This is a genomic window from Paenibacillus sp. NPDC101420 (assembly GCF_050277435.1).
Classification (GTDB): Bacteria; Bacillota; Bacilli; order Paenibacillales; family Paenibacillaceae; genus Paenibacillus_AQ.
The window spans coordinates 1,080,346-1,103,931 of the sequence record NZ_JBNNSE010000001.1 but is presented as its reverse complement, the minus strand read 5'-3'; the positions used below and the strand labels follow the sequence as shown (position 1 = coordinate 1,103,931).

Genomic DNA, 23,586 nt, shown 5'->3' with positions numbered 1-23,586 from the left:
GGTCTCGTGGCGCTTCAAGGCTCTAAATTCACTACTTACGCTGAAGCAGCGCAGGAAATGAACAAGCTTAGCGAAGCGATTCAAGAACAGGGAGCACTCCCATCTTGTCCGATGATTATTGTGTGTGATGACAGCGAGTTCTTAAGTGATAGAATTGAGAATTTCCTATGGGCGACGTTCACACGCAGCAATCCTTCACATGATATATATGGCGTGAACAGTTCAACGGAGTATAAGCATTGGTCATGTGATAACGTGATTATTGATGCGCGTGTAAAACCTCATCAAGCGCCACCATTAATTCCGGATCCAGCGGTTCAAAAGCATATCGAACGATTGTTTGCTCCAGGTGGGAGCTTAAACGGTAAGATCTAACCATAACTCAAAGACCTTCTTGGGAAACCAAGGAGGTCTTTTTGCTGTTTTTTGAAATGATTTACTCATATGAAATTAAAAATGTATAGGTGTATTCTGGGTTTTATGTCCCAGCTTGTCACGAAATCGTAGGATTTTATAACTATAGGCGAGTGATTTGAACGGTTTAGTGTATGATAAACTCTGTTTTTTAAATGTTCATAGTGAAACTTAGGTGGTAGTATCGTGTTGGATATGAGTGCATCTGGAAATAATTATCCAGAAAAGTGTCTGAGCAAGGAGGAGGGGATACGCGCACGAAGTGAACTTATATTTGAAGAACGAATGACAATGAAACTTATTGTAAGCGTTTACTACAACGGGGCCAGATACGTACTAAGTTCTTTCAATCATAAGAAAGCGGGTGAAGCACGGAAGATGAAGAGAAATAAAATGGGGAATAAAATACTTATTGTGTTATTGTCGTGGGTCTTCATTTGTTCATCTCTATTTCCCTCTACAACATTTGGAGTGCAACCAGCCAGTGCGGATTCAGGTCCAATAACTTTGCGATATGATTTTGGAACGGCAACAAGTCCTGTAATGAGTGGTTATACAGCTGTGCATGAATCAAAGTTGTATACGAAGGAGCTAGGATATGGTTTAGATCAGGCGGTTGCTTCGAGAAATCGCTCGGGCGGAGATGAACTGACTAATGATTTTGTACTGGGATTGTCCTACGCCTTTCTAGTGGATCTTCCTAATGGGGATTACGATGTGACTGTATTCTCAGGAGATTTATTGGCAGGTACAAGTACAACTAAAACTACGATTACCTTGGAAGGAATAACGGCCGGTTCAATAAGCAGCAAGCAGGCTGTAAATCAAGCCACCTACCGCACGACTGTCCAAGACGGTCAACTAACCGTTGGCATCACGGGTAAAGGGGTTGGCGGGTATTTAAATGGACTTATGATTCAGCAAATCGTGCCGGGTCCACTGCAGGCTCCTGAGGGCTTAGCGGTTACGAATCTCTCGCCCACTGCGGTCTCTCTCGGGTGGAGCAGCGTGACAGAAGCAGTCTATTACAATATATATCGGACAGAGCTTCCTAGCGGGACTATTCAATCGGTAGCTCAAGTTACTGCTAACAGCTACGTGGATTCAGACGTAAATGAAGGCAGTGGCTACATTTATAATGTGTCTGCTGTTAAAGGCAGCGGTGAGGAGTCTGCTTTGAGTGCACCTGTGACGGTAGATGAAATTCCGGGGGCAGAGGTTCCGGCAGTACCAACGGGCCTTTCGATTGTCAGCGTGGGTGCGAGTTCTGTTCAGCTAAGTTGGAACAACGTGGCGGGAGCTACCCGTTATACAATCTTAAGGTCTGATTCAGCAGATGGAACCTTCCATGAGATTGGGAAGTCGGAGACGGCGACATTTACAGATGTAGCAGTGGATACCTCTAAACGGCAATATTATGGGGTAAAAGCTGCTAATGTCCAAGGAGAATCCCAGTTATCTAATAAAGTGGAAAGTTTGGTATACACGCCACCGGTAACATTGCCAGATGGAAATGTATATTCCTTTGATTTTGGCCCAGGTGCTGCGGCGGAAGGTTATCTTAAGGTAGATGCCGGAGTATCTTATTCTCCTGCCGTCAAATATGGCTTTACGGATATATCAAAGGTAACTGGTGTAGACCGGGGAACCTCTGATCCTTTGCGATCAGACTTTGTAGTACCTAAGGATACTACTTTTAATGTGGATTTACCGAATGGCGATTATACTGTGTCACTTATCGCTGGAGATAGCGCCGGAGACACAGACATTGGCATCAAGGTTGAATCCATTCAAAAGGTTCAGCAGACAAGTAAAACAAATGGTCAGTATTTGGAAATGAACTTTGACATCGCTTTGGTGGATGGTCAAATGAACTTTGTATTCTCTGGCACTAAGCCTAATATCAATGCTCTTGTGATTACTAAGCAGCCAGATCGTCCTGCTAATGAAATGCCTGCAGTTTATATTGCGGGTGATTCCACTGTGCAGACTTATGATCCTTACTGGATACCGCAGGCTGGCTGGGGGCAAATGATCCCGGAATTCTTTAGTCAGGAGGTAGCCTTTAAGAATCACGCAATCGGAGGTCGCAGCTCTAAGTCATTTATTGTAGAGGGACGGCTGGATGAAGTACTGCGAAAGATACAGCCGGGTGATTATTTCCTTATCCAGTTTGGCCACAATGACGCAACGATTAGCGTTCCTGATCGGTATGCCTCACCAGCGGATTACAAAAATTATTTGAAAACGTATGTTGAGGGTGCTAGACAAAGAGGAGCCACTCCGATTCTGGTGACCCCGATGGGGCGCAGAGATTATAATGCTGCCACGGGAAAATTTAATGTGAGTTTCCCTGAATATGTGCAGGCGATGAAAGAGGTAGCCAATGAGCTGCATGTGGATTTGGTTGATCTTAGCGCGCTAAGTGTCGCTTATTACAATTCGATCGGTTTTGCAGCTACACGCTCTGTATTCCTTCACCTCGATGCAGGGATATATGGTGCTTTTCCGAATGGATCGGCAGACGATACTCACTTTCAAGAGTATGGAGCGATCCAAATGGCCCGCCTGCTGGCGAAAGGAATTGAGCAATTAAACATTCCGCTTTCCAGCTTTGTACAGGATATTAAGCAACCCGAAACAGTGCCTACAAAACCAAAAGGTCTTGTAGCGGGAAGTATCAGTAATGCAGGTGCAGTGCTGAAGTGGGATAAAGTAGAGGGCGCTGATATTTATAAAATCTATCGTAAGCTAGCGTCAGAAGCTGAATCTGCTTATACATTGGCAGGAACAGCCACTGTTCCAACTTTAACATTAAGCGGGATGGCAGAAGGTAACAGCTACTCAGTCCGAGTGACTGCAGTCAATGGACTAGGTGAGTCTCAGCCTTCGAATGAAGTGAAGCTGACTACGAAATCTGCGCAGTATCGTTATGATTTTGGACCTGTTGGCTCACCCGTTGCGGCAGGTTATACGGAAGTGAATCGGAACGTACTTTATACATCAGAGCGTGGATACGGTCTGACCTCAAGTGAAGGTATGATCGATCGAGATCGCGGTAGTGCGACTGATGCTCTTCGTAGAGATTTCGTGATCTATTTTGGAGGCTCGTATGAATTTAAAGTTGATTTACCGAATGGTTATTATTCCGTTAAGACCTATACCGGAGATTGGATTGGTTCTACCAAGACGAACGTAGCAATTGAAGGCAAAGATTATGGAACAGTCTCTTCAGGTAAGGAAAATATTGCTGAGAAGCTGTATAACCAGATCGCTGTCAAAGACGGTCAGATGAATCTTGTTTTTAGTGGCACAACGGCTCATCTCAATGGACTGGAAATCACACCTCTATTATTAGCCCCAACGAATCTGCAACTGGCTAGTCTGGACTTAAACAATGAGCCTATCACAGCTAATCTATCTTGGGATGGTATGGATGGTGCGTTGAAATATCGAGTGTATCGTCAGGCAACGGTTGCGAATAGTGCAGAGCTGCTGGGCGAGACAACAGAGCCGCTTTACACAGATACCACTGCGGATATCGGTATGGAATACATCTATACGGTAACTTCGGTCGATAGCACAGGACTGGAATCTGTAGGCTCCAATGCCTTAAAGGTGTCTATGATTGATCCATCTGTAGCAAAAGCAGCCGTACCTAGTGGTCTAGCAGTACAATCTACGAACAAAAATGATGTGACCTTTACGTGGAATGAGGTATCGGATGCAAGGATGTTCAACATTTATCGTGCGAAATCCGCGGATGGTGAGTTCATTCTGATCGGCAAATCATTCGAAGCTTCATACACAGACACGACCATTTTAAGTACAATTCCTTACTATTACAAAGTTGCCTCGGTAAATGCAGGCGGTATCTCTGATCTTTCCGCTTCGCTGGAAACCTCAGCGGTGACAACGCTATACCGGAAGATGGAGGCGCTGGATCGTGCGCCTGTAGCGGTTAAGACAGATGCGGGTGTTTATATCAGCTGGAGGATGTTAGGTCTGGACCCGGAATCGATCGGTTTCAATCTGTATCGTGGGGAAGAGAAGCTAAATGAGTCGTTGATTACGCAAAGCACGAACTATCTTGACAGTTCCGGTACAGCTGACGCCAAGTATAGAATTACATCAGTAATCAATGGAGTCGAAAAAGCGGCTTCGGAAGAATTCAGCGTATGGCAGAAGCAATACCTATCTATCCCCTTGCAAAAACCAGCAGATGATTACACCAAAGACGGTCAGCCATATACGTATAGTGCAGGGGATGCAAGTGTAGGGGATGTGGATGGTGATGGGGTCTACGAAATCATCATGTTATGGTCGCCTTCGAACAGCAAAGATAACTCCCAGGCAGGTTACACAGGACTAGTCTATATGGATGCTTATAAGCTAGATGGCACACGTTTATGGCGGATTAATTTAGGGCCTAATATCCGTGCTGGCGCGCATTATTCACCATTCATGGTTTACGATTTGGACAGTGATGGTCGTGCTGAGATTATGCTGAAGACAGCAGATGGTACTGTTGATGGTCAAGGTACCGTGATCGGTGATGCAAGTGCAGACTATCGCAATAGCTCGGGTTATGTGCTCCTCGGCAATGAGTATTTAACAGTGTTCGAAGGGGCAACAGGCCGGGCAGTGGATACGGTTAGTTATGATCCGCCGCGTGGTGATGTGGGCGCTTGGGGCGATGCCTATGGTAATCGGGTGGACCGCTTTTTAGCCGCCGTAGCTTACTTAGATGGTGAACAGCCAAGCGTGATTTTTAGCCGTGGTTATTACACTAGAACCGTGCTTGCAGCTTACAATTATCGTGGTGGCAAGCTCGAAAAAGTATGGCGTTTCGATTCCAACGATGAAGGATATGGAGAGTATGCCGGTCAAGGCAACCATAACCTTTCTGTTGGAGATGTAGACGGTGATGGCAAGGACGAAATAACCTTCGGCGCGATGGCGATCGATGATGATGGATTGCCACTGTATAATACAAAGCTTGGTCATGGAGATGCGATCCATTTCGGAGATCTTGATCCTACCAGACCGGGGTTGGAGGTCTTTGATGTACATGAGCATACCGATTCCAAGTATGGTATTGAAATGCGTGATGCAGCTACAGGGGAAACCATATGGGGTGTGTTCACAGGAATTGATACTGGACGCGGAATGTCAGCAGATATTGACCCGCGTTATGCTGGGGAAGAGGTATGGGCTGCAACGATTACCAATGAGGTGCAGGTTCCTGTTACAGGCGTATACAGTGCACAGGGAGAGCTAATCACGAATAAGCTGCCTTCCTCAACGAATTTCGGCATTTGGTGGGATGGAGATCTTTTGCGGGAATTGCTGGATTCTAATCGAGTGGATAAGTGGGATTACACCAACCAGACAACAGCTAATTTGTTGACGGCAACTGGGGCCTCTTCTAATAATGGCACCAAGGCGAATCCAAGCTTGCAGGCGGATCTGTTCGGGGATTGGCGTGAAGAAGTGATCTGGCGAGCAACGGACAGTTCTGAATTACGAATCTATACAACAACGGATATGACAGATTATCGTATCCGCACATTGATGCATGATCCGATCTACCGACTGGGAGTATCTTGGCAGAACGTGGGTTATAATCAACCTCCGCATCCTGGATTTTTTCTTGGCGAAGGCATGGAACAACCAGCGGCGCCAAAAATTCAATATGTAGGCTCGCCTGTAGAAACAGAGGACACTACACCACCTGCAATAACGGGTTTACCTTCTACTCAAATGAGTGAATCGGATATCTTGAAGGTACAGGTCGTAGCAGAAGATCCTGAGTCTGGTATTCGTAGTCTGGATATCACCTTTGATGGAAAAGAAGTTGTCTATGGAGATGAGATTCCACTCAAAGGACTTACGGGATCACATACGTTCATCGCAACAGCTGTGAATAACGCTGGACTCTCGACGACAGAACAAGTAATTATAGTCGTAAACGGACCTCAGAAGGCTACAGGAATTCCGGGGCAACCGGTTCTATCCAATAACAATGGGCAGGATACAGGACTCTTGGATGGTGATTACCAAATCACAATGAACGTGTGGTGGGGCAACAATGGTACGATCTACAAGCTATATGAGAACGGTACCTTAATAGACACTCAAACCTTACGTGACGACTCCCCAACCACACAGACCGCAGTGACTAGTATTACTGGAAAAGAAAACGGTACCTACACCTACACGGCTGAGCTAACCAATTCTTTTGGAACAACGGTATCTACTTCTCATGTGGTTAAAGTGAAGGATGCTGCGCCAGGTAAGCCAGTGTTATCTAATGACAACTGGGATGGTGATGGCGAGTATAAAGTGACCATGAATCTATGGTGGGGGATGAACGGCAAAGTGTATCGCTTGTATGAGAATGGAGTGCTGATCGATACACAGACTTTAACAGCAAATACTCCGAATGCCCAAACGGCTTCTACTTCTATCACGAATCGATCTCCGGGTGTTTATGAATACCGGGTAGAACTGATGAATGATCAAGGCGTTAGTGAAAGTACAGTTATGAAAGTCTCGGTAAAATAATTAAGCAATAGTTAAAAAAGCGCCTACGTCGGTAATATCCGGCTAGGCGCTTTTTGAGATTATCTAAGATTTAAAGGATTCTGCAAGACTATTTCCACTATCATCGTCATATGAATCTAAACAACGAATGATAGGGAGGATTGTAATCATGGAATTGACGGATATTATCTCTAAGATTGTGGTAGTCATACATGTTATAGCGGCCATAGTGGGAATTGGACCAGCTTTTGTGCTGCCAATACTGACAAGCTCTGCCAAGACAGGCAGCCAGCTTCGTTTTGTATTTGGCATGATGAAGACAATCAACAGATTCCCTAAAACGGGTGGGATTACCCTGATCGTTACAGGCATTTTGTTAATGATCATTGATAAAATGGGCTTGTCGGTGTTGTGGATCAATCTTTCGTTATTATTTTTTATTGTAATAGAAGGCATTATTATTGGATTTGTTGAGCCTCGATTGAAAAAGCTGACCCAGCTCGTGATGGCGAGTGAAGGCGACGAAATCCCTGTAGGCTACAACGCCGCTATGAATAAGATCGCTCCGTTAGAAGCAGCTGTACATGTGCTCACTATCGTCATTATTATATTAATGGTAGTAAAGCCGGTATAAGATCGAAGCGTCTATTCTCAATGATCTCTTCATAATCGCGAATGAGTCCATCAAAAATGCTCTCCCACGAGCGGCCGAGCGCCAGCTGTCGCCCCTCATAACCCATAGCAGCCAGCTTTTGGGGTTGCTCTATACATGCACAAATCTCACGAATAAAAGCATCCGGGGAACGAGGTGGGGCGATTATTCCGGTGCGACCGGGTGTAACCAGATCCTTCACCCCGCCTTCATTTACGGCGAGGACAGGCAGTCCAGAGGCCATGGCTTCAAGGACAACATTACCGAAGGTTTCCGTACTGGAAGGGAAGACGAATAGATCAGCTGAGGCATACAATTGGGCAAGCTCTTCACCGTGTTTGTAGCCCGTAAACGTGACATTTTGCGGCGCCTGCGCCCGCATCTCTGATAATAAGGGACCGTCTCCAACAACTAACCAATGTACCTGAGCTTGCATAGACTCGGGCAATTGCTGCATGGCGAGAGCAAGGGTGTTGATATCTTTTTCAGGGGCGATTCTTCCTACATATAGTAGTAGTAACGGTGCGGTAATTCCGTAACGATCACGAACCTGATGGCTGCGTTTTTTCGGAGTGTAGAGATTGCAGTCGATGCCTCTAGACCAAAGCTTCAAACGTTGAAAACCTTGAGCTTGGAGGGAATCGAGTGTTTCGTTGGAGGGCGCGAAGGTAACATCGCAGGACCGATGAAACCACTTCATGTACTTCCAATAAAGAGGGGCGATTTTTTTCATCCGATAATATTCAAGATAGCGATCAAAATGGGTATGGTAGGAGGCGACATGAGGCAGGCCAAGCTTTCGCGCATAGCGAAGGCCGCATAGACCAATATTGAATGGAGTAGCCAAATGAAGCAGATCGGGTCGAAAAGCTTTTAGCTCTGACTGGATGGAGGACATATTCGGCAGCGCGAGTCTACATTCCGGGTATAAGAAAAAGGGGATACTGGTAATGGGACGTATGGGATCGGCATAACTGTCTTCAGGAGCAGATTTCGGCGAAAATAGCAGATGCTCGATACCTCGCCGGTTCAAATGAGTGGTTAAGCGCTGAAGCGTAAGGGAAACGCCATTCGTTTGCGGAAGAAATGTGTCTGTAAATAAAGCAAGACGCATAGAACCCCTCCCAGGTACTCTTGATGTCTTGATCATAACAGCCCATTATTTCATGGAGGTCAAACGGATGTTAAACAGAATATAAAAATCCACTGCACACGGTAATGAGGTGTACAGTGGATTTTTTTGTATGTGATCTTATATTTAAGCTTCTTCATATATCTGCTGTAAAAAAGCGATGCTTTCTCTTAGATGCGATTCAGGAGTACTCTCTAAGATGCCCTGAATATGCGGACGCTCGTATTTCATATAACGGAGAATCGGCTCAAACTCAAGCCAGCCCTGACCTACAGGAACAATTTTGATGGCTCCATCTTGCACGATAAAGTCTTTTAAATGAATGATGGCAATTCGATTTCCTAGAAGCTTCAAAGCTTCCATAATAATAGCTTCCTGATGCAAGTAATTTGTAGGTGACATTAGATTTGCGCAATCCAATATGATCTGAAGATTATTAGAAGGAATCTCATCCAGCAGTCGGCGAGTTAAGGAAGCGGAATACAGCGGATGATGAAGTCCTGCTTCAATACCTACCGTCACACCAAAACGTTCGGCCTCTGCGACCATTAGCTTTACCGAAGTAACGACCTGTTGAAAAGCTTCTTCTGTAAAATTATCTGTGGTATACCCAAGTCCCATACTTCCGGTTTCCGTACCTACTAGACTGGCGCCGAAATCTCTGGCCAAGCGAAGATGCGTATTGAACTCGGCTAACGCTTGTGCCCGTTTGTATGGATTGGTGTCTACAATATTAACGTAACAGCCAAGCACCGCAATCTGAATACCAGCCTGTCTAAAGACATTTCCGTAATAACTAGCTGTTCCAGGGCTTATAGCAGTCAGACTCGGAGTGCTGTCAGGAAAAGATTTCTTAAGTGCAAACTGAATATGAGCGAAATTATAGAACTGAAGCTTCTCAATTAAATCCTTCAATGGTACTTGTGTGAAATCATGTGCTCGAACACCTAGGTGCAGGGGAATACTCATATGATCGATCGCTCCCATTAGTATTGTTGTTTGTGTGGTGCTAATTTATCCCAGTCAAAGGTAACCCCAGTGCCTGTTACTTCAGGCGCAATTGCCATGCCATTGTCCTTGTTAATCACTAGCGGGCGAGTGGTGTATTGATCGATAGGGAAACTATGCATTTCCAGATAACCTGCGTTGGGCATAGCGGCTAACAAACTAACATGTAATTCCTGCATTCCATGCGTGGAGACGGAAAGGTTATACGCTTGTGTTAAGTGAGCTACCTTTAACCAGCCCGTAATCCCACCTATATTGGAAGCATCGGGTTGCGGGAAATCGACATGACCATATTGCAGCATGTGATGAAATTCAGTTAATGTCCGCAAGTTCTCTCCGCCTGCAACAGCAATGCCTGACTCTTCTGCGATACGTGCATAGCCGGCGTAATCTTCTGGAATCGTTGGTTCTTCTAAGAAAAGAATATCGTATTTCAAAAACTCTCGTGCGGCTTTGATTGCTTTTTCTACACTCCAGCTCATATTCGCATCGACCATAAAGGCTACATCTGGACCGATTAATTGGCGCACCGCTGCCACTCGTTCCACATCTTCAGCTAATGTTTTTTGTCCTAGTTTAATTTTGACAGCCTGGAGGCCCATGTCTAGGTATTTTTGATTGTTGCGCAGGAGCTTATCTAATGGGAAATTCAAATCAATCGCTCCGCCATAACATTTGACTTCATTGCTTGCGCCACCCAGAAGTTTGTAAAGCGGTTCATCTGCTTTCTTCGCACGTAAATCCCATAAAGCGATGTCACATGCTGCAATGGCGAAGCTAGCCAGACCCCCGCGAGCAACATAATGTATTCCCCAGTTCATCTGCTCCCAGATACTTTCCACACAGCTAGCATCCTTACCGATTAAAATCTGAGTTAATTCATTCGCAATTAGTGAGCAGATCGCTTTGCCGCCAAATCCGCCAGTATAGGTATAACCTAACCCTTCACGACCGTCATCGGTTTTAATTTTGACAATGGGAACTTCAAAGTGAGTGTGCAGTCCGTGTTTAGCGTCCTCCATGATTTCCGGCAAAGGGATACGATAGTACTCTGTAATAACTTCTTTAATTAGAGACATCTGTGATCACTCCTTGTAGTAGTTGTTGTAAGTCTGTTAATGGTAAGGCAGTAGATTGTTCAATAGCCTGAACCACAAGTCTGGCGATGTGCTGAGCACCTTGATCAGAGAAATGAGTATCATCCATAACTCCATTTGGGTAATTCGGATGTGCTTTTTCAGGCAAATGCATGAATAACTTTTTGGATTCTTCAACACCTAACGAACGATAGAGCACTTGTGAAGCTGCGAAAATATCAAGCAGCGGTGTGTGCGTTTCTTCAGCTATCTGCTTCATAGCCTCGGGATAAGCGCCTACAGCAAGCGGGTCAAGCTCTCCATCGGAGTTGAAGCGGCGGCGACTTACAGAGGTTAGTAAAACCGGAGTCCCGCCTAACTGCCGAGCAGCTTCAATATATTGAATTAGGTTGCGGCGATATTCAGTGTCGGGATCAGTGAAACGCAAAGGATCTTCTTTTTTCTCATCGTTATGTCCAAATTGAATGAAGAGGTAGTCACCGGCCTTGAAGTCTTTAAGGATGTCCTCCAAACGGCCGTCAGTTATAAAGGATTTGGTACTGCGACCATTATTGGCGCGATTCTCGATTCGAACAGAAATCCCAAAATAACCTTGCAGGTATTCTCCCCAGCCTGTCATAGGTTTTTCTCCAGCGCCTTTGATAGCCGCAGTGGAATCTCCCGCGATAAATAATGTGGGTGTCATAGGATCTTCTCCTTGAATGTAGTGGTGTTTACTTAGCCAATTCTCAGAAAGGGAAAGCCATTGCTGGCAATGAGGATGTTCTTTAGCAAGCCCTAAACCATGCCGTCCTTATTCTCCACAAGAACGCTGGCATCATTTGCTGTAGTCCATATAAAAGTTGGAGGTGTTAGAGAAGTCATCTGTGATTCTGAGGAGTAGGCGTGAAGCTCAGCTTGTGTTGGGCGGTCTCCCAGGCGTTGCAAGGGGATAAAGGGTGAGTAGTGAGGTTTCCAGAGAGAGCTCGATTTGTTCTGCATGATTGGAATGTACACGGAAGCTCAACATTATGTTCCAATTCCTCCTTAAAAGATTATATGCACACGTTAACATATTTTAGGAAAAAAGAGAGACTCTTTTTTTGAAAATATAAGAAAGTATAAGTTTCACACGATACTTTATGTCTTATATTTCTCGCTTAAACGCTTGCCGTCCATATTAGGACGCCGAAGGCGTTTATGCTTGTTCCACCTGAACAATAGTTCTCTCTTTTTACATTGATTCGTCAAAGGTGGATTTAAGTTTTGTGCCAGCGTTGTGATCCCGGTATTGTCCGGGTGTCATGCCCTCCTGCTTACGGAAAGAGCGAATGAAGTTCTGAGAGTTGTTATATCTTAATTTGGCTGCAATATCTTTAATGGGCATATCAGTTTCCTTCAGCCATTTTTTCGCCATTTTAAATCGGTACATCGTTAAATATTCGCTGAAATAGTACTGGGTCTCCTTACGGAAGACGCTGCTGATATAGTTGGCATTATAATGCAGACGTGAAGCACATTCTTCTAAAGTAAGATCTGTATCGTAATCATGTTGTATTAAATCGATGATCTTCTCTGAGATGTTGTGGTATTGAGCATTTTGTCTGCTGTTAAAAATCTTGATCATCGGATAAATGACCATGCTCCAAAACCAATCTTCAATCTCCGTTACAGTATGGAGGTCATGCAGCTCCTCAAATATGGAACCATTAGCATGATAAATTTGATTTAAGCTAATACCGGATTCCTGCATCATAATGAGTAAATTATTGAGTAAGCGCGTCAACGGGATCTGGTATTCCTGTGGTGAAAGCTCATGAGCAAAGATAGATTTGAAGAGCAAATGAATGAGTTCTTTTGCTTTATCTGTTTCAGCTAATTTGATAGCATCCAGTAAGTCATTTTCTTTATGAGTAGGGTAGTTCAAATTCAGATAGTGCTTGCCAGAGTTAATATTTTCATACTGGATAATGACACCTTTACCAAGTTTGATCCGATGCTTCAATGCTTCGAGTCCCTCTCTGTAAGCAGTGGATAATTTATCGAATGTGTTGAAGGGAAGGCTCAAACCAATGCTCACCTGAAGCTTTAGGTAGTTGTTTATTTCCTGCTGCAGCTTCTCCGTTAATGAATATAATGTCTGGTGAAAAGACTTGGTATCACTGTCTGGACTCCCCAATAAGACGACTACTGCATGATCCATAATTACTGGTGCCAGTCGTTGTTCAGGGCAGACTAACTCTTCGATTATATTGTGGGCAGCGAATAATAAGAGATTAAGATCTTTTTTCTCATAGCTGGAATCATCGGCAAAATCAATCGACAACGTAATCACAGCCATCGTCTTCCATTCTTCGAGCTGCTTATGGTAGCCGAATTGTTCCAGCTCTTCATGCAGATCGCGCTTCTTAACGTTGCCATGGAAAGCATTGATTAGGAAGAAGGTACGCACCTGTTGGATATGCTGACGGACTTCTTTTTCAAGCTGTGATTTGGATTGGAATAAAGAATGAACTTGTTCTCCAATAATCTGAAATTCATTCGTGTGTCTGGATTTAATGTCCGGTTTGCGTTGGCCCATTTGATTGAGTAGTCTTTCAATGGGAGTGTACATCCGTCTTGAACCGATCCATGCCAAGAGAATAGACAATAGAAGCATAAAGCTACACACGAATATCGTAAACAGGCTAATTTTTTTGGATTCTTTCGTTAAACTTTCCATGGATGTAACCGAAAGATAGACCCAGCCATTCATCTGAGAGCGCATGTAAGTGACGGAGTAATCCTTCTTGTGGATCCTGGTCTTAAACTGACCTGAAAGTTTAGATGGATTAGTAATGAAAGAATCTTCTGTAAATCCGCCTTCTTTCATTGGTTTCCCGATCAAGTTGCGGTCCGGATGGAGCAGGAATCGACCTGTCTTATCCAGAACGATAATATCATCGAGTGGCTGTACATCCGAGTTAATGAAATCCTGAAGACTGCAGACAGGAATATTAGCTAAGGCGAGCCCATATTTTTGCAGCTTATTGGTTGGGAGTTTCTTGATAAGACTAATGCTGTAGTTACAGCCTGTGACGTTAATGCTTTCCTCACTGTAAAATATGGAGGACGGGTTCAGGATCCACGAGGTATCTTCGGCAATATTCATCAGGTTGGTGAGCTGTGCATGGTCCTTGTACTCATTTAAGCGATAAACACCAGAATTTTTGATCATCCAATTTTGCTGCTGATTTAATAAGATGACATCTTCCAGCTTCGTATCGAAGGACTGCATATTGCGAATTTCGTTTCTTAAATCATTGTATAAAATGAAATCGGTTTCATTTAAAGGGTTGTTTAGTGCTTTTTTTAATACACTAGAATTGATCACTTGGTTTAATGTTTGATTGACAGTTGTTAACTTATGTTCTACATTTGAGGTGATTTGTAAGATTAATTCCATTTTGCTGTTGTTAACGTTTTTTTGAATTTCTTTTGAAGATGTGAAATATGAAAAAGAACCGATGAACAACACAGGCAGCGTGCTAATAACAAAGGCAAACATCGTTAGCTTACTTAGAAAGCTTAATGGTCTCACGGGACTCAGCACCTTTACTTATGTAGAAGTAGACACTTGATCTAAGTGTATGTAACTTGGTATGAAATAACAATAATCATCTCGTTCTGTGATAATCATTAGCTCTAATTATGCTTATAAATTGTAAAATTTTCAAGATATAGAGTGATAATCCTTACAATACCTAGGAGGCCACAGAAATGTCTAAAGTATCTATGGGTAAAAGGGCAACGCTGTATTTCTGCTTATTTACCATGCTCGTCTTCTCTTTTTTAAGCGCTTGCAACGATAAGGAATCTGCCGAAGCCGGCCCAGTAGTATCTTCCCCGAGCATCTCAATTTTGGCACCCCTTCATTTTCCACAACAGCCTTCGAAAGAGATTATGGCAGAGATCGAAAGACTGACAGGTGTGAAGCTCGATATAAGGTGGGTTCCAGAGGGGGTCTACACGGATAAGATGAACACGGCGCTTACGACCAATTCCCTGGGAAAGGTCACATTTGTAAAATTCTCAGACTACAATCTGGTGAAAAATGCTATTCGTTCGGATGCCTTTTGGGAGATCGGCCCCTATCTTCAGGAGTTCTCCAATCTTAAACAACTGAACTCCGCTATTCTTAAGCAGACTTCTGTAGATAGTAAGATCTATGGCCTATATACGGAACGCCCCTCTTCCAGACAGGGGGTTATTATTCGTAAGGATTGGCTCGACAATCTCCATTTAAATAATCCACAAACACTGGATGAACTGTATGAGGTTATGAGGCAATTTACATACAACGATCCAGATCAGAATGGCAAACAGGATACCTTCGGATTAGTCGATCGAAATGATCTTGTGTATGGGGTATTCAAGACATTAAGTTCGTATTTTGGCACCCCGAATAATTGGAAACTAGAGAATCATCAATTCGTTCCTGAATTTGTGACCGCTGAGTATATGAACACCATGAATTTCATGAAGAAATTATATGATGAGAAAATTATTAATCAGGATTTCGCCTTAACGAGCAAAGAAGTACAACGTGATAAGTTCATTAATGGTATTGCTGGTGTATTTATTGGCAGTATGACAGATGTAAAGCGGCTGTCTATTGAAGCTCAGAATTTGAATCCAAAGGCAGAACTTACGTTAATCAATCGGATCGAAGGGCCTGAAGGATATAAGGTGTGGTCGATACCCAATTATAATGGACTCTATCTCTTCTCCAAAAAAGCCATTGCTACGGAGGATGAACTCCGCCAGGTACTCGAATTCTTTGATCGAACCATGGATAAAGATGTAGCGAATATAATGATGTATGGGTTTGAAGGGCGCCATTATAAGCTTGAGGGAGGAAAAATCATTCTTCCCGAGGAAACCTCAGAACTGCGGGTGCAAGAAGTAAATCCGTTATATTCTTTGATGATTGCAGATATTAGTAATAAGAACATTATGGAGGTAGCTCAGAAGGAGCAATTGACCTCACTTGCGGATCTGCTAAGTAAAGATAATGAATCTTTTCTGGTCGACGATCCGACCGTGTCTTTAAGCTCATCCACCTATGATGAGAAAAATGTGGAATTGTCTACAATCATTGTGGACGCTACGTACAATTACATATTAGGCAATATAACCGCTGAGGGATTCCAGAAGGAAGTTGAGAAATGGAGAGCTAGCGGAGGAGATCTGATTATTAAAGAATATGGTGAGGCTGAGCTTGGGATAGAAAAGTAAATAGGTTAGATAATCTTTGATCCACTGCGGCTGATGCGGTGGATTTTTTTGTGTTATCACCATAATCATTTGCTCAGATCCCTTTAAGAACGGGGCTTTATGGGGAAATGATTGTTTTCGTAACCTTGCCGACGATGTAACGTGGAACTCGTAACCAATACAAATTATGGAGGTCAAAATGGTATGAAGAAGAAATCCTTCACCATGTTGTTGACGGCACTGTTAGCGTTCAGCACATTGTTAGCTGGATGTGGTGGTAACAACAACAATCAAGCAAGTTCTGAAACTGCAAGTGGTGAGAGCACTGCTAAGCCGGTTGAGACAGAAGCACCTAAAGAAGAAGTGAAAGCAGGACCAACAGAAATTAAGATTATGCTTCCGTTAAATATTCCAGAGACCCCGCCTGATACGATTAAGCTTGAACTTGAAAAATTGACCAACACGAAGCTGACCTATCAATTTTTCCCGGCTGATACTTATGAAGAAAAACTTAATTCATCTTTTGCAACCGGCTCACTGCCGCAAGTGACGTACTTGAAGAATCAGACAACCTTCATTCAGATGAAAGAAGCGATAAAAGACGGACAATTCTGGGAAATAGGTCCGCTATTAAGCGAGTTTCCTAATTTGAGTAAATTGAAACCAGAAATTCTGAATAACACGAAAGTGGACGGCAAGCTATACACCTTATATATCGGCCGCCCTCTAGCACGTCAAGGTATCATTTACAGAAAAGACTGGGCTGATAAATTAGGACTTGCTGCACCAGCAAATGTAGATGAATTATTCGAAATGGCTAAGGCCTTCACGGAACAAGATCCAGACGGTAATGGACAGAAAGATACTACAGGTATTATTGACCGTAATGAGTTGACCTATGGAGCTTTCAAAACTGTCTCTTCTTGGTTCGGAACACCGAACACCTGGGGAGAGAAGGATGGAAAATTAGCGCCTGAATTTACATTCGATGAATATTTCGACACGATGGACTTCTTCAAAAAAGCTCGTGATGGCGGATACATTAATCAAGATTTCGCTGCTACCAGTAAAACAGATGCTGTAAATATGTTTAAGGCTGGAAAGGGTGGACTCTATATTGGGGGCTCCATGCAAGATATTGATTCCCTCAATAAAGATACTATTAAGAATAACCCTGATGCTGTTTTGGATGCGCATAGTATGGTTGCAAGTCCAGATGGAAAGTATGCTCAATGGATGATTCCAGGCTATAACAATGTTGTCTTGTTCCCAAAATCTGCTGTAAAGGATGAGGCAGAACTCAAGAAGATTCTTGCTTTCTTTGATCAAATGATGACCCCAGAAGTAGCTAATTTGATGTATTGGGGAATCGAGGGTACTCACTATACCGTTGAAGACGGTAAAGCAAAAGCTACAGATGACAAAGAATTGATTGAACGTGAAGTAAAAGGATATAAGGACAGCGTTATCGGCGAAGCTGAAACCAATGGAATGTACGAGAACTATAACACGCTGCCAGGAAGAATTCATGCGGATCAATTGGTTCTTGAGAATGTCAAGGTGGGGGTACCAGATCCAACAGCTGCGATGGATTCGGCTACGTACACAGAAAAAGGTGTTGAGCTTCAACAGATTATTACCGATGCAACTTATAAATATATCTATGGACAGATCGACAAAGCAGGGTTCGAAAAAGAAGTTGAGAACTGGAAGAACCGTGGCGGAGCTAAGATTATTGATGAGTACAACGCATTGTATAAGAAATAAAACCTAGCTGAAAAGGTTGTTGATTTTGTTTCAACAACCTTTTCTCTTCATAGTCACATGGAGAAATAAAGAGTTTGAATAAAGAAGGAGAAAGGAAGAGAATCATGCAGGAACTCACCGCACGGCCCAGTCCAGCTCCACAAATAAAGCGTGAGACTTACAAAAGCAGCAGTGAACTTAAAAAGCGTCTGTGGAGAAATAAATGGCTCTACGTCATGCTAACACCGGGAGTGCTATATTTTATTATTTTTAAATATTTTCCTATGTACGGACTAATTATCGCCTTTCAAGATTACAAACCTTATCAAGGAATAACAGGCAGTAACTGGGTAGGAATGAAGCATTTCAGCAGGTTGTTCACAGAGCCGGATTTCTTAAATATTTTAGTGAACACACTTGTGCTTTTCGGATTAAACATTCTTATCTATTTCCCAATGCCGATTATTCTTGCCCTGATGTTGAATGAACTTCAAGGCAGCTTTTTCAAAAGAACCTTTCAGACGATCTTCTATTTGCCCCATTTTCTGTCGTTGGTTATCATCGTCTCCATTTCTTTTGTAATGGTTACGATGGATGGAGGAATTATCAACGAGCTACTTTCCTATTTCGGATTTGAAAAAATTAATTTCCTGCTGAATCCTGGATGGTTCAGGCCCATGTATATTATTCAGGTGATTTGGAGAGAAGCAGGCTGGGGAACGATTATTTATTTAGCTTCCATAGCTGCCATTGATCCAGGACTTTACGAAGCATCACGTATGGATGGAGCTGGACGACTCAGACAAGTCTGGCATATTACACTTCCAGCGATTAGAGGCGTAATTATCACATTATTTATTCTGAAAATTGGTTCCGTTCTGGATCTTGGATTTGAACATGTGTTTCTGCTGCTTAACTCCATGAATCGAGAAGTTGCGGAAATTATCGATACGTATGTATATACTGCTGGTCTGAGACAGGGGCAGTTTAGTTACAGTACAGCCATTGGATTCTTCAAATCAATTGTCGGCTTGATCATGGTTATGTTGGTGAATAAAGCATCTAAGAAAATGGGAGAAGAAGGCGTTTATTGATATGTTGTGGGAGGAATAGAAATGGTAGAAGATAAAACAATCAGTGGCAGAATTTTTTCTGCTATAAACTTCACGCTGCTTGCGATCATTGCTTTAATAACTGTGCTCCCCCTTGTTCACGTTGTAGCAGGCTCTTTCACAACGAGTGCAGAACTAGCTTCTAGTAAGTTTGTACTGATCCCAAAGGTATGGAGTCTGGAAGCATACAAGTTCATCTTTTCAACGAATACAATATTTAAAGCCATGGGTGTTTCCATTGGTGTTACGGCAGTCGGTACTTTCCTTAGTTTGTTTATAACTTCTTTGATGGCCTACGCTCTTACCAGAAGAGATCTGGACGGACGTAAAGTGGTTAACTTTATGGTTGTATTCACGATGCTCTTTCATGGTGGAATGATCCCAACCTTCCTCGTGGTAAAGGAATTGGGACTAATAGACAGTTATGCAGCGCTTATTCTTCCTTCAGCAATTAGTGCGTTTAACATGATCATTTTGAGGAATTTTTTCCAAAATATACCTGAAGGTCTGGAGGAGTCGGCCAAAATTGATGGTTGCAACGACTTCGGAATATTATTTCGAATTGTATTGCCATTATCCTTACCTGCGTTAGCGACTATCGGATTGTTCTATGCGGTTACGTATTGGAATACTTACATGAATGCGATTCTGTATTTGGATGATAGTTCGAAGTGGCCAATACAGGTTCTGCTCAGACAAATTGTTGTCCTTGCCAGCGGTATGGATCACAGCTCTACACTGGATACAACTGTTCCGCCGCCAGACCAAACAATTAAGATGGCTGTTATCGTTGTTGCTACTTTACCAATAGTTTGTGTATATCCATTCATACAGAAGCATTTTGCCAAAGGTGCCATGTTAGGTTCTATGAAGGGCTAATAAGAGGAAGAGAGAGATTATTCTTTGGAAGGAGCTTGGAGATGACTGGCAGGATACCAACAACACCAATGGATTGGGCAAAAAAGGCATGCGATTCTTTAATGGATACTTACAGAGCGGGAGAGCTTCCTCCAGCACATCGTTGGCATTACCATCAAGGTGTATTTCTGTGTGGGATGGAGCTTTTGTGGAATGCTTATCAAGAAGACCGCTATATTAACTATATTCAGGAATACGTGGATGATTTGGTAGATGAATATGGTAATTTTTATTTCGCCCGCGATGAGCTGGATGCTGTTCAAGCTGGACAACTGCTGTTTAATCTTCATAAACGGACAGGTAAACTCAAGTATCGCATTGCTGCGGAGAAGCTGAGGAATTTATTGCTTACGTTAAACAAAACCTCTGAAGGTGGGTATTGGCATAAGGATAAATATGCTAACCAAATGTGGTTAGATGGGCTTTATATGGCAGGCGTATTCTCGTTAAAATATGCTAATGTCTATGGCGATCCTAGCTTGCGTGATACAGTTCTCCATCAAGAGATGTTAATGCGTAAGTATATGAAAGATGAGACAACCGGGTTATTGTATCATGCTTGGGACGAGAGTCGCCGGATGCCATGGTCAAACCCGGAGACAGGGTGCTCACCGGAATTTTGGAGCAGATCGCTGGGCTGGTATGGTCTCGCATTGTCGCAATTTCTTGATCTGTTGGCCGTCCAAGACCCAGCCCGAGCTGAATTATCTTCTACTTTACGTGATTTTGTTGATGCCCTTATTCGTTATCAAGATCCCGTAAGTGGACTTTGGTATCAGGTCGTAGATAAGGGGCATGAGCCGGATAATTGGCTGGAGACCTCAGGTTCATGTTTATTCGTCTACACGATTGCCAAAGCAGTGAAGCATGGCATTGTAAGCGATGTGGAAGTCGCTACAGCCTCGGCTAGAAAAGGGTATGAAGGGTTAATCCAAATCATTCAGTGGGATGAGCAGGATAGGTTGATTTTGCCGGACATCTGTATCGGTACTTCGGCTGGAGATTACGAGAGTTACGTCACTAGACCTAAAGTTAAAAATGATTTACATGGCGTAGGCGCGTTGGTGATGGCTTGTGTTGAGATGGAGAGCTTAATCCAAGGGTGATTCGATTGAATTCTTACTAGACAATGACTTGATTCTCTGGGACTGAGAATCAAGTCCTATTATTTTGTGGGAAAGATATTCTTAAATTTAATGATAATCAGGGGGTTGGGATGAAGAGATCACATTGGGCAATCCGCACAGCAGACTCAATCATGGCGAGGACACCAAAGCTCTATGAAGATAAAGGCTACAACGGAAGCTGGACGTATGACTATGGTGTCGTATTGAATGGATTTGAATGGCTTTGGAAGCAAACCGGTGATGCGAAGTATCTGCAATTCATTCAAGATCAGATGGATAACTTTATTCAGGAGGATGGCAGCGTTAAGGGTTATCGACTAGATGAATACAATATCGATCACATTAACAACGGGAAATTATTATTTACGCTATATAAAGAAACCAAGCAGGAAAAATATAAACAAGCGGCTACCTTATTTAGAAAGCAGCTAGAGACACATCCGCGAACCTCGGAAGGTGCTTTTTGGCATAAAAATATTTATCCCTATCAAATCTGGTTAGATGGTCTTTATATGGGCGCGCCTTTCTATTTAGCCTACTTGCTAGCTTTTGAAGAAGGGCAGGGGCTTGAAGATGTTACGAAACAATTTATCTTGTGTGAGAAGCATACGAAGGATTCGGAAACAGGTCTGTTATATCATGCATGGGATGAACAGCGTCTTCAACCTTGGTGTGACCGCGAAACAGGATGCTCTCCAAACTTTTGGGCGCGTTCACTTGGCTGGTATCTTATGGCTTTAGTAGATGTTCTAGAGTTATTGCCGAGTGAGCATTCCGATTATCCAGAGCTGGTGCGTATTCTAAACGATACTTTATCAGCTGTGAAGAAATATCAGGATCCTGAATCTGGCGTCTGGTATCAAGTAGTGAATCTGGGGCAACGCAAAGGGAATTACTTAGAGGCTTCTGCTTCTAGCATGATTGTGTATGCTATGGCAAAAGGTATTCGATTAGGCGTATTAGAGGCTAGTTGGTACGAACCGTTAGATCTCGCCTTCCAAGGACTTATCTCAGAGTTTGTTCTGGAGACCAAAGAAGGATGGGTCAATCTAAATAAGAATTGCCAAGTAGCAGGGTTAGGTGGAGCAGATCAACGAGACGGCACGTTCGCTTATTACATTAGTGAGCCTATTGTCACTAACGACCAAAAGGGTGTCGGTGCTTTCTTGCAAGCCTGTGTGGAGTACGAACAATTAAGAGGCTGGATCTGATATAGAATAGGAGTGCTATAAAATGTCCGTATATAATATTGAGGATTTTGGCGCGCTTAAGAATAGCGGGATGTTAGCGACAGGGGCGATTGCGCATGCGATTGAAGCGGCAAGTGAGGCTGGTGGAGGAACCGTTTATGTGCCAGCAGGTACTTTCTATACGGGTGCGATTGTTATGAAAAGCAATATTGAATTAAATTTAAATCCAGGAGCGATTCTTTCATTCAGTACGAATCCGGTGAATTATCCTGCGGTGGAATGCAGATGGGAAGGGGTGAAGCAGCAGGTTCATACGCCTTGTATTCATGGCAAAGGTTTAGTCAATGTATCGATTACCGGAAGCGGAACTATTAATGGTAATGGCAAAGCATGGTGGGATATATTTCGGAACCGTCGGGAAGAGCTCGAATATCCCCGTCCAACTTTGATTGGATTTGATAGCTGTCAGCGGGTAACGATTAAGGATGTCTCGCTAGTGAATTCTCCAAGCTGGACCGTTAATCCTGTGGGCTGCTACAATGTGACGATCGATAATCTGTCTATTTTGAACCCGGCTGATTCTCCGAACACAGATGGTATTAATCCAGAATCTTGTACGAATGTTCGGATTAGTAACTGTAATATTGATGTAGGTGATGACTGTATTGCTATCAAAGCGGGAACTGAAGATACGAAAGAGCGCATTCCATGCGAGAATATCACGATCACCAATTGTACCATGGTTCATGGGCATGGGGGTGTTGTACTCGGAAGTGAAATGAGCGGAGATATTCGTAATGTAACCATTAGTAACTGTGTCTTTAAACAAACCGATCGTGGCATACGCATGAAATCAAGACGTGGACGCGGAGGGACGATTGAAGATATTCGGATCAGTAATATTGTAATGGAAGAAGTCATTTGTCCGTTCACACTAAATCTATACTATTTCTGTGGACCACGCGGGAAAGAGAAGTATGTGTGGGACAAAAATCCTTATCCGATTACAGATGAAACGCCATGCTTTAGACGAATTCATTTCGCCAATATTACCGCACGTAATGTTCATGCATCTGCGGGATTCTTATATGGACTTGCGGAGCAGTATGTTTCGGAGATTACTTTTACAAATATTGATATCTCCATGGCACGCAATGCAGTTCCCGGGCATCCGGATATGATGACAGGGATCGAGAACATGAACAATCGCGGATTTTTTCTGGGCAATGCAAGGGATGTGCAATTTCATCAGGTGACCATCGAGAATCATGAAGGGCCTGCTTTTTATATTGAAAATGGCGAAGCGATTGAGATCATGAATTGTCATTCGAAGAACACGAGCAAGCCTGAAAAACTAGTAGAACAAGTTACAGTTTCGCCCACAGAACAGAATGTGTGTCCGTAAGGGA

At 43.2% G+C, this 23,586-nt stretch carries 14 protein-coding genes and 1 pseudogene; 10 read left to right on the top strand and 5 right to left on the bottom strand.

Annotation, left to right across the window (positions count from 1 at the left end):
• From ACQKMP_RS05080 to ACQKMP_RS05070, 3 genes and pseudogenes are all read left to right on the top strand, one after another.
• Positions 1 to 375: pseudogene (locus ACQKMP_RS05080) on the top strand (3-octaprenyl-4-hydroxybenzoate carboxy-lyase); the annotation flags it as partial.
• Positions 376 to 609: 234 nt separating this feature from the next.
• A complete protein-coding gene (locus ACQKMP_RS05075; protein WP_427469213.1) occupies positions 610 to 6,981 on the top strand; it encodes a fibronectin type III domain-containing protein in 6,372 nt (2,123 codons plus the stop codon).
• A 148-nt stretch (positions 6,982 to 7,129) separates the two neighbouring features.
• Positions 7,130 to 7,594, top strand: coding sequence for a DUF2269 family protein (locus ACQKMP_RS05070; RefSeq protein ID WP_427468933.1), 465 nt, complete (start codon positions 7,130 to 7,132; stop codon positions 7,592 to 7,594).
• Here the strand turns inward: ACQKMP_RS05070 and ACQKMP_RS05065 are convergent.
• The 5 genes from ACQKMP_RS05065 to ACQKMP_RS05045 form a co-directional block, all read right to left on the bottom strand.
• On the bottom strand, positions 7,566 to 8,726 hold the full coding sequence (locus ACQKMP_RS05065; RefSeq protein ID WP_427468932.1) for a glycosyltransferase family 4 protein: 1,161 nt from the start codon (positions 8,724 to 8,726) through the stop codon (positions 7,566 to 7,568). The two genes, ACQKMP_RS05070 and ACQKMP_RS05065, sit on opposite strands and share 29 nt — an antisense overlap.
• Positions 8,727 to 8,870: 144 nt before the next feature.
• Positions 8,871 to 9,713 (bottom strand): sugar phosphate isomerase/epimerase family protein, encoded by an 843-nt coding sequence (locus ACQKMP_RS05060; protein ID WP_427468931.1) that lies wholly within the window; start codon positions 9,711 to 9,713, stop codon positions 8,871 to 8,873.
• Positions 9,714 to 9,730: 17 nt separating this feature from the next.
• The gene (locus ACQKMP_RS05055; protein WP_427468930.1) at positions 9,731 to 10,831 is read right to left on the bottom strand and encodes a mandelate racemase/muconate lactonizing enzyme family protein; all 1,101 of its coding nucleotides are present in this window, start codon (positions 10,829 to 10,831) and stop codon (positions 9,731 to 9,733) included.
• Complete coding sequence (locus tag ACQKMP_RS05050; RefSeq protein WP_427468929.1) at positions 10,818 to 11,534, bottom strand: rhamnogalacturonan acetylesterase; 717 nt, start codon at positions 11,532 to 11,534, stop codon at positions 10,818 to 10,820. The genes ACQKMP_RS05055 and ACQKMP_RS05050 overlap by 14 nt, the downstream gene beginning before the upstream one ends.
• A gap of 528 nt (positions 11,535 to 12,062) precedes the next feature.
• Complete coding sequence (locus ACQKMP_RS05045) at positions 12,063 to 14,408, bottom strand: helix-turn-helix domain-containing protein (protein ID WP_379422313.1); 2,346 nt, start codon at positions 14,406 to 14,408, stop codon at positions 12,063 to 12,065.
• A 179-nt stretch (positions 14,409 to 14,587) separates the two neighbouring features.
• Here ACQKMP_RS05045 and ACQKMP_RS05040 point away from each other — a divergent pair, with 179 nt between their 5' ends.
• The 7 genes from ACQKMP_RS05040 (at position 14,588) to ACQKMP_RS05010 (ending at position 23,582) form a co-directional block, all read left to right on the top strand.
• Entirely contained in the window at positions 14,588 to 16,105 is a 1,518-nt protein-coding gene (locus tag ACQKMP_RS05040) for an extracellular solute-binding protein (RefSeq protein WP_427468928.1), read from the top strand.
• A gap of 183 nt (positions 16,106 to 16,288) precedes the next feature.
• Positions 16,289 to 17,851 (top strand): extracellular solute-binding protein, encoded by a 1,563-nt coding sequence (locus tag ACQKMP_RS05035; RefSeq protein ID WP_042186645.1) that lies wholly within the window; start codon positions 16,289 to 16,291, stop codon positions 17,849 to 17,851.
• Between the two features lie 104 nt (positions 17,852 to 17,955).
• Positions 17,956 to 18,924, top strand: a complete 969-nt coding sequence (locus ACQKMP_RS05030) for an ABC transporter permease (protein ID WP_427468927.1) — start codon at positions 17,956 to 17,958, stop codon at positions 18,922 to 18,924.
• Positions 18,925 to 18,945: 21 nt separating this feature from the next.
• Positions 18,946 to 19,821, top strand: coding sequence for a carbohydrate ABC transporter permease (locus ACQKMP_RS05025; protein ID WP_042186649.1), 876 nt, complete (start codon positions 18,946 to 18,948; stop codon positions 19,819 to 19,821).
• 41 nt (positions 19,822 to 19,862) lie between these two features.
• Positions 19,863 to 20,966, top strand: a complete 1,104-nt coding sequence (locus ACQKMP_RS05020; protein WP_427468926.1) for a glycoside hydrolase family 88/105 protein — start codon at positions 19,863 to 19,865, stop codon at positions 20,964 to 20,966.
• A gap of 110 nt (positions 20,967 to 21,076) precedes the next feature.
• Complete coding sequence (locus ACQKMP_RS05015) at positions 21,077 to 22,198, top strand: glycoside hydrolase family 88/105 protein (RefSeq protein ID WP_339246692.1); 1,122 nt, start codon at positions 21,077 to 21,079, stop codon at positions 22,196 to 22,198.
• Positions 22,199 to 22,220: 22 nt separating this feature from the next.
• Complete coding sequence (locus ACQKMP_RS05010; RefSeq protein WP_076283265.1) at positions 22,221 to 23,582, top strand: glycoside hydrolase family 28 protein; 1,362 nt, start codon at positions 22,221 to 22,223, stop codon at positions 23,580 to 23,582.
• The last annotated feature ends 4 nt before the right edge of the window (positions 23,583 to 23,586 follow it).